Consider the following 7697-nt stretch of genomic DNA (forward strand, 5'->3'; position numbering starts at 1 on the left):
TTTCTCTCCTTCCTCTTGAATACCTGTACCCTATTTTAAATTAAAAGACTGTACACCTGGGCTCCATCCTTAAAGCTGCTGAAGAGCTTAGCCTTGTGGAAAAGCCATTTCCCAAGTTGCAACACATTCAACTCTGCACAGGGCTCAGCCCAGAAGAAATCGTGCGGGCGCTGGAGCTAGAACCCAATCCCTTGGGTTGGCATCTAGAGCCAAGCCACAACCTTGCCGATGAATCGACGTATTGGGTGGGCGGACGACCTTGTGTCGGCTTGGTTATTGAGCGTTTTGCCTGACACTTGCTGCAGTTCGGATCCCTAAAAGGCTCTCAAGGGGGGAGGAGTAGCCTGCAAAGCCATCTCAAAAGTTCACTGCAAACATTAGAAGTTAAGAGAAAACAAAGCTTTCCAGAAGGTTCACCCTAGACCAAATCTCCCTGGCCTGCCGGGGATCTTTTGAGGTATCGTTCAATCCAGTTCACGAATTGAGCTTAGGAAACAGACCTTAAACTAAGGTCTCTCGCCGGGCTTCCACGGCTTTGCGAGGAAGGTCTCCATGGCCGGGTTTAGGGTTTTGCAGATGCGATAGCAGGCGTGAACAAAGGAGAGCTACAGGGAAACGCTATGGAGTTCGAGGGCTATGGCTTATCAAATCTCAGGGAATTGTATCGGTTGCAACGCTTGCGTAGATAGCTGTCCTACAAAAGCTATTGTTGTCCAGGATGGGGAATACTGGATTAATCCTCTGTTGTGCAATGACTGCGAAGGTTTCTTCCCAGAACCTCAGTGCGTTAGCCTGTGTCCCGGTTCTGCCCTGCAGCCTTATGAAGCCATGAAGGGGCGCAACCGCACGGTCACGGCCCGCATTCGCAGCAGCCCACCTCTATTTTTGAACGGCCATAGCCAGGCTTTTGCTTCGTCAATTGTGGTCTGGGAAGCTTGCAATTTCCTATCTCAATTTCAATCTCTCAATCTGCAAAAGCAGGGAGATAACCAGGTTTGCTATCAGAAATCTGTTGGCCACAACCAGGGATCTCTGACCCTAACTCTATGTTTGGACGGGATCCCAAAAAGTGCTCCGATCGATGTGCGAACTGCCTGTTTGCATCTTATTTTTGCTGCCTATGCCGCCGGGTTGGATAGCCCCTGGAAGGAATCCTTTGTTTTCACCGACTCACAATTGGAGTCCTATTTGGGCTGGGATAAACGTAAAGATCTGAGCAAGATGACCCGTCTCCACCTGTTCATGACCTGGATAGAGCAGCTCTGTCGGATTCAAGTCTCCATCGATTGGCCGGATCAGGGGCGGGTGAAGGGGTTTTCGGTACCGGCTGGCCCTCTGTGGAGGCTGCTCAAGATGCATCGCCACTTTCAAAAAGATGAGCAGGGCTGCAACCATCTGGTGGGCCTGACTTGGGCGATTCAGCCCGGCGAATGGACACGGTACTTTCTCAATCGACAAGGGTGCCGCCAGGGGCAAGCCTTTTATCAGTACAGCAGCCTGCCCCTATCCCTGCTGCAGGCCGTGATGACCCATTGGCAACACCATGAAGGAGCCATGCGCCTGCTGCTGTGGCTGTTGTTCAAAGTGAGGATGGGGCGGCAACAGCGTCTGACGGTGCCCACCCTGATGCGAGTGGCCTACGGGGAAGAGCGACTGCAGGAAGCTTATCTCAATCTCCAAGAACGCAAACGGCTGGTGCGCACCTTTGAAAGCGATCTGGAGGTTCTCAACCACTACGGCCTCAAGCCGGAGTTCGATCCCCTCACCTATCCTTCTTCCATTCAACCCCTGTGGGCTCGCCTGGAAGCTGTGCCCGAGGATGCGGACGAGGCATTGAACTTTTGGATTGAAGATGCCAACAACGGTGGCTTGCTGACGGCTGCCGGGCCGCGGGGCAAGTGGGGACTCTTGATGCAGGCTCGCATTCAACGATTTCATCTGCCCTCCGACTGGCATCGTCGAGTAGTTCAAGAAGCCAGATCCCCAACCCGAGAATCGGGATCTCGGCGGCAGCGTAGGGCAAAGTCTGCGCCTGTTGCAACAGACTCGGATCTCCCTGGCCCTCCCGAAAACCCAAAAGACTTCCCCTCAAGCAAAGCTTTGCGTGGAGCGGATATCTCGGCGGCACGCCGGCAAAAGGGAATCAGCCAGCGGGAATTGGCCCAGAGGCTGGGGCGCAGCCAGAGCTGGGTGCGGGATGTAGAGAATGGGCGGCTTCGGATCAGCCTAAACGATCGCCAGCGCCTTATCAAAGCCCTGTATTTGGATCCCAGGCAACAGCAAGTCTAGGCCAGTCACTCAATTTGCTAATCCACCACTAATCCACGGCGATGACCACATCCGAGGCTTTGATGGCAGCATACGCTTCTTTCCCAACTGCTATGCCCAACCGTTCGGCAGAGTGCTTAGAAATAATGGCTGTTATTTCTATACCCGGTGCAACTTCCAGAATAATTTCGGCATTGACCATGCCTACCTGGACACTTTTTACAGTTCCTTTAAACAAGTTGCGAGTGCTGATTTGCATGACTTCTCCTTTGTTGAACAAGCAGAGCAACAGGGGTGTTGACCGAACTGAACAAGAGAGGAGCTTGCCGGATGGTCATTCAACACCGGTTTCAATACTATCATCGTTGCCTCTGGGGAGGAAGGGCTGCCAATAGTCTAGATTATGTATCTCAGAGATACAAACTGCAACCTCTAATGGTCAAAGTACCGAGCGATTGGTGGATTTTCCTGTTCTGAAAGTCGTCACGGGTCAAAGAAAAATGGCTATGAAACGAAGAACTGCAATGTTATTCCTGGGGATCCTGGCCGCTCTGGCTTTGAGGTGGGGGTCGGCTCCCGGCTTGGCGCAATCTCAGCCCATTTTGGTGGGGGCTGCGGTGAGCTTGCAACCGGCTTTAACGGAAATCGACCGGTTGTTCACCGCCCGCTATCCCGACATCAAGGTTGAGTACAACTTCGCCAATTCCGGCTCTCTCCAGCAACAGGTGGAGCAGGGGGCTCCTTTGGACGTGGTATTTTTCGCAGCCGCCTCTTTTATGGACGCCCTTGCCAAGCAAAACCTGCTGGTGGAGGGATCCCGGCGAGATCTTCTCAGCAACCGCATGGCTTTAATTGTGCCTGCCAATGCCAGAACCAAGGTTCAGGATTTTGCCGACTTGGTGGCGGAAGAGATCCGGGTTCTGTCCATTGGGGATCTGCAGGCCATGCCCGCCGGACGCTACGCCCAGGAAATTCTCACCCAAGCAGGGGTGTTTGAGACGCTGCGGCCCAAGATGGTGTTTGCCAGCACGGTGCGGGAAATCTTAACGGCGGTAGAACAGGGCAATGCTGACGCTGGGATCCTGTTTACCTCGGATGCTCAGCTTTCAAATCGGGTGCGAGTAGTGGCTACGGCGGATCCCATTACGCCAATTATCTACCCGGTGGCATTGGTGCGCGATACTCCCGCCGGACAGTCTTACTTGGAGTTTTTAACCTCAGAAGAAGCAGCAGAGGTGTTTGTGAAGTACGGCTTTATCCGCCTGTGAGGGATCCCTCTGCAATGGCGCGGATGAGTTACTCCAAATGAGCGACTACGACCTATCCCCGCTTTGGATCTCCCTACGGATTGCCGGCTTGGCCACAGCTATCACCTTTGGGGTGGGGACGCTGGCGGCTTACGGGATGTTGCACTACCGAGGTCGCTGGCGCTCTCTCATCGAGGCCCTCTTGTTGGCGCCGCTGGTGTTGCCGCCCACCATGGTGGGCTTCCTGTTGCTGCTGCTGTTTGGCCGGCGAACCCTTCTGGGACAACTTTTGGCCTCGCTGAACTTGTCGGTCATCTTCACCTGGTATGCCGGGGTGATCACGGCAGCGGTGGTGGCCCTGCCCCTGATGTACCGCACGGCCCTGGGAGCTTTCCAGCAGATCGACCCGACGCTGGTGGCGGCAGCCCGCACGCTGGGGGCAAGTAGGGCCAAGATTTTTACGCGGGTGCTGATCCCACTGGCCTTACCAGGGATCCTGGCGGGGATTACCCTCAGTTTTGCCCGCGCTCTGGGGGAGTTCGGCGCCACCTTGATGCTGGCAGGCAACATCCCAGGCCGCACGCAAACCCTGTCCATGGCCATCTTCTTTGCCGTTCAGGCGGGGGATATGCGGGGGGCGGCCATCAGCTCGGCCCTGGTCTTGGGGTTGTCCTTGGGGGTGATGACGGCAGTTAACCTTTGGTTTCAGCGACGGCCCTGGCAGCGACCTCCCTCTCGTCCTCTACAGGTTCTCACCAGAAGGGATCCGGATTTCTCAACTCCGGCCCCCCGCCTCTGGGTGGACATTGACAAGAAGCTGCCCCAATTTGAGCTGCAGGCGCAACTGAGCTGCGACGGGCGGCCATTAGGACTGCTGGGGGCCTCTGGATCCGGCAAAAGCCTACTTTTGCGCTGCATTGCCGGGATCGAAACCCCGGATGGTGGGCGCATTTTGCTCAACGAGCGGGCGTTGTTTGACGCCGAACAGGGGATCCGGCTGCCTCCGGCTCAGCGGCGGGTGGGGGTGATCTTCCAAAACTACGCTCTGTTTCCCCACCTCACCGTTGCCCAGAACATCGCTTTTGGGATCCCTGCGGGCTTGAGCGAAGCGGAAAAACAGGAGCGGATCCAGGCCCAGCTGCGGTTGGTCAAGCTGAAAGGCTGGGAAAACCGCTATCCCACGGAGCTCTCCGGAGGACAGCAGCAGCGGGTGGCCCTGGCGCGAGCCTTGGCTTCTGAGCCGGAGATCTTGCTGCTGGATGAGCCTTTTTCTGCTTTGGATGCCCACCTGCGCAGCCAACTGGAGCAGGAGATGGGGGAGATCCTAGCCGACTACAAGGGAGTCACGCTTTTGGTAACCCACAACATTGAGGAAGCCTTCCGCCTCTGCGGGGATCTGGCTGTAATGGAGCAGGGGCGAATCATTGCCCAGGGGGACAAGCGTCAGCTATTTGAGGCTCCCCCCTGCCTTAGTGTGGCGCAACTGACGGGTTGCAAAAACATCTCGCGGGCCAAGCTCCTGGGCCCTCAACGGGTGCTGGCCTTGGATTGGGGCTGTGAGCTGCAGGTACAGGGATCCCCAGCGGGAGAATACATCGCCATCCGCGCCCACCACCTCACCTTCAGGCCCGACGGGAAGCTGCCCAACACGTTTCCGGCTTGGCTGGTGAAGTGGAGCGAGACCCCCCACCGACTGACTCTCTTCTTTAGGCTGGGCGGTCCTCCTGCCCACCGCCAGGACTACCACCTGCAAGCTGAGGTGTGGCGGGAGCGCTGGCGCGAGGTGGAGACTTGGGGATCCCCCTGGTGGCTGCAGTTGGATCCCCGGCATCTGATGGTGTTTTGAGTCTGGAGCCCAGGAGTCAGGTGGGCTCGCCCAAGCGGTAGCCCCGCGGGGTAATCAGCCGCTCCCCATGGCGAAAGGTCTGGGAGTTGCCGATAAGAACCAGGGTGAGCATGTCCACCTGCTCTGGATCCAGCTCCCCTAGGGTGGTGAGGTGGAGGGTTTCGCCGGGGCGGTAGAGGTTGCGGGCCAAAGCCACGGGGGTATGGGCGGGTCGGGCCTGCAAAAAGATCTGCAGAGCCTTGAGGAAGGGATCCACCCGCTGCCGGGAGCGGGGGTTGTAAAGGGCCACCACAAAGTCCGCCTGGGCAGCCGCCTGAAGGCGTTTTTCGATCACCGGCCAAGGGGTAAGCAAATCCGAGAGGGAAATGGCGCAGAAGTCGTGCATCAGCGGAGCCCCCAGCCGGGCAGCAGCCGCCTGGAAGGCAGAGATCCCCGGCAGCACCTCCAGAGAAGGGCGGATCCCATCCCAGCCAGAGCGGACCAAGCACTCCAGCACCAAGCCCGCCATGCCGTAAATGCCGGCATCCCCCGAAGAAATCACCGCCACCTTCAGCCCCTGCTGCGCCCAAGCAATCGCCCGTTCGGCTCGCTGCAGCTCTTGGGTAATGGGAGAGGCCTCCCGGACTTGGCCGGGGTGCAAAAGGGGATCCACCAGATCCAGATAAAGCTGGTAGCCAACAACCACATCGGCCTGAGTTAAAGCCATACGGGCAGCTAAAGTCAATTGACCCAGATCCCCAGGACCAGTGCCGATGAGCCAGAGGTGGCCGCTGCGAGGGGAATACTCCTGCGCCGCGCGGGCAATGGCCAGGGTACAGGCCCCTTCGGTTTTCGAGGTGAAGACCTGCTTGGGGCAGAGGAGGGTTGCTCCCCCAAAGGGCTCTACCTTCTCCGCAACACAGGATGGCCTCTCAGGAACCTTGTCACCTCTTCCCCAAGTCTGACAAGTCTGAGCTGCCAAGAGGGCAGCCGCCTCGGCTACGGAGGGAGTGCCCACCGCCTGCCGCACCGCCTCCGAAGGGTGGGGAACCGGGATCCCAGCCAAAGCCTCTGCCGAGAAAAACTCAATGGGCCAGCCATAGGCTTGGGCCAGCTCCAAAAGACCCGGCTCGTCTTGCTTGAGCTCTAGGGTGGCCAGGCCGGCAATGGCCTCGAACGCCAGCCCCTGGGCCTGCAGCAGGCGGCGCAGGGATCCCTCTAGCCAAGCGCGGGTGGTGCCCCGCTCGCAGCCCACCCCCACCCACAGCACCCGCGGATGCCAGTGCACGGTTGGGATCCCCGTGGCAGGGGAGAGGTATTCCCCAATCCAGATCTGGGCAACGGGATGGGGAGGAGAGGAGGCCACTAGGGGATGATCTGCCGGCCAAGCTTGTCGCCAAAGCCGCGTGCCGCAGGTCTGGTGAACGGCCACCGGCTCTCCCCGCGTCAAGGCGGCTGCCACCCCGTTCCAATCTCCAGCGCCCCGCCGCCAGCCGTAGGGATCCCCCAGCAAATCCAAAGGCGGGATCCCCAGCCCCTCGGAAGCAGAGGTGAGAACCGGCTGGGCTCCCAAGGTAGCGGCCACCTGCCGCGCCAGGGCATCGGCCCCCCCCACATGTCCCCCGCACAGGCTAATAGCCCAGCGACCGGCTTCGTCCACCACCACCACCGCTGGATCCCGCTGCTTGTCCTGCAAGAGGGGGGCAATGAGCCGCACCACCGACCCTGCGGCCAAGATGAAGAGACAGCCCTGCACCTGGGGCCAGGTTTGGGCAACGGCTTCTGCTAGGGAGCCTGGCGCTGTGGGATCCTTGGGATCCCCGTAGGCTTGCCAGGGGGAGGGCAGCCCCTGCGGGTCAGCTTTGCTCCAGCAGATGACCTCCTTGCCTAGGAGGGGGATCAGGGAGTCGGCCAACCGGCGGGCGCGCGGGCTGGGGGCAAACAGAGCAAGCTTCATCGAGCGTGGGCCAAGGCCAGGATTCTCCCCGGATCCTATACTGGACATAGAGCCACCCGCGAAGGGACAAGTGCCGATGGTCATCCCACCTGGACTGATGCTGCCCCTAATCCCCCTGGAGGTTTTGCTCTCCACGAAGGGGCTGATGTTTTTGCTGCTATCGGCCTATGGGGGGGCCATGTGGACATTCTTAAGCGGCGCCCCCCGCGTCCACACCATCATCGTGCCGGACTTGGAGCAGGCCAGAGGGTTTTACGAGAAGGTGTTGAAACTGCCGGAAGCGGAGCTGCCCCTGCAGTACTACTACGGCTACGAGCAGAGCATGGTCGGCTACAGCCTAGGATCCCCCTCATCCAAGCCTACGCCCGCATCTACCCCACCCTGTTCAAGCCGCTAGAGG

7 protein-coding genes are annotated in these 7697 nt (G+C 58.9%); 5 read left to right on the top strand and 2 right to left on the bottom strand.

Annotated elements, in window-relative coordinates; translation table 11 throughout:
- Nucleotides 1-95 precede the first annotated feature (95 nt).
- The gene (locus GG26_RS13095; protein ID WP_414391080.1) at nucleotides 96-293 is read left to right on the top strand and encodes a hypothetical protein; all 198 of its coding nucleotides are present in this window, start codon (nucleotides 96-98) and stop codon (nucleotides 291-293) included.
- 343 nt (nucleotides 294-636) lie between these two features.
- On the top strand, nucleotides 637-2289 hold the full coding sequence (locus GG26_RS13100; protein WP_414391083.1) for a helix-turn-helix domain-containing protein: 1653 nt from the start codon (nucleotides 637-639) through the stop codon (nucleotides 2287-2289).
- Nucleotides 2290-2317: 28 nt separating this feature from the next.
- Here GG26_RS13100 and GG26_RS13105 read toward each other — a convergent pair whose 3' ends face one another.
- Nucleotides 2318-2527 (bottom strand): TOBE domain-containing protein, encoded by a 210-nt coding sequence (locus GG26_RS13105; RefSeq protein ID WP_414355661.1) that lies wholly within the window; start codon nucleotides 2525-2527, stop codon nucleotides 2318-2320.
- A 265-nt stretch (nucleotides 2528-2792) separates the two neighbouring features.
- Here GG26_RS13105 and modA point away from each other — a divergent pair, with 265 nt between their 5' ends.
- Both modA and modB read left to right on the top strand, forming a co-directional pair.
- Nucleotides 2793-3536 carry a molybdate ABC transporter substrate-binding protein gene (gene modA, locus GG26_RS13110; protein ID WP_414391086.1) on the top strand — a complete coding sequence of 248 codons (744 nt, stop codon included), beginning with the start codon at nucleotides 2793-2795 and terminating at the stop codon, nucleotides 3534-3536.
- Nucleotides 3537-3573: 37 nt separating this feature from the next.
- Nucleotides 3574-5361 (top strand): molybdate ABC transporter permease subunit, encoded by a 1788-nt coding sequence (modB, locus tag GG26_RS13115; RefSeq protein WP_414391088.1) that lies wholly within the window; start codon nucleotides 3574-3576, stop codon nucleotides 5359-5361.
- A 16-nt stretch (nucleotides 5362-5377) separates the two neighbouring features.
- Here the strand turns inward: modB and cobJ are convergent, their stop codons facing one another.
- Nucleotides 5378-7297: a precorrin-3B C(17)-methyltransferase gene (gene cobJ, locus GG26_RS13120; protein ID WP_414391090.1), complete on the bottom strand. Its 1920-nt coding sequence runs from the start codon at nucleotides 7295-7297 to the stop codon at nucleotides 5378-5380.
- Nucleotides 7298-7373: 76 nt separating this feature from the next.
- Here cobJ and GG26_RS13125 point away from each other — a divergent pair, with 76 nt between their 5' ends.
- A complete protein-coding gene (locus GG26_RS13125; RefSeq protein WP_346426182.1) occupies nucleotides 7374-7694 on the top strand; it encodes a VOC family protein in 321 nt (106 codons plus the stop codon).
- Nucleotides 7695-7697 lie beyond the last annotated feature (3 nt).

Origin of the sequence: Synechococcus sp. 'PEA 65AY6A-5F PE A', assembly GCF_047462575.1 — a bacterium.
Classification (GTDB): domain Bacteria; phylum Cyanobacteriota; class Cyanobacteriia; order Thermostichales; family Thermostichaceae; genus Thermostichus.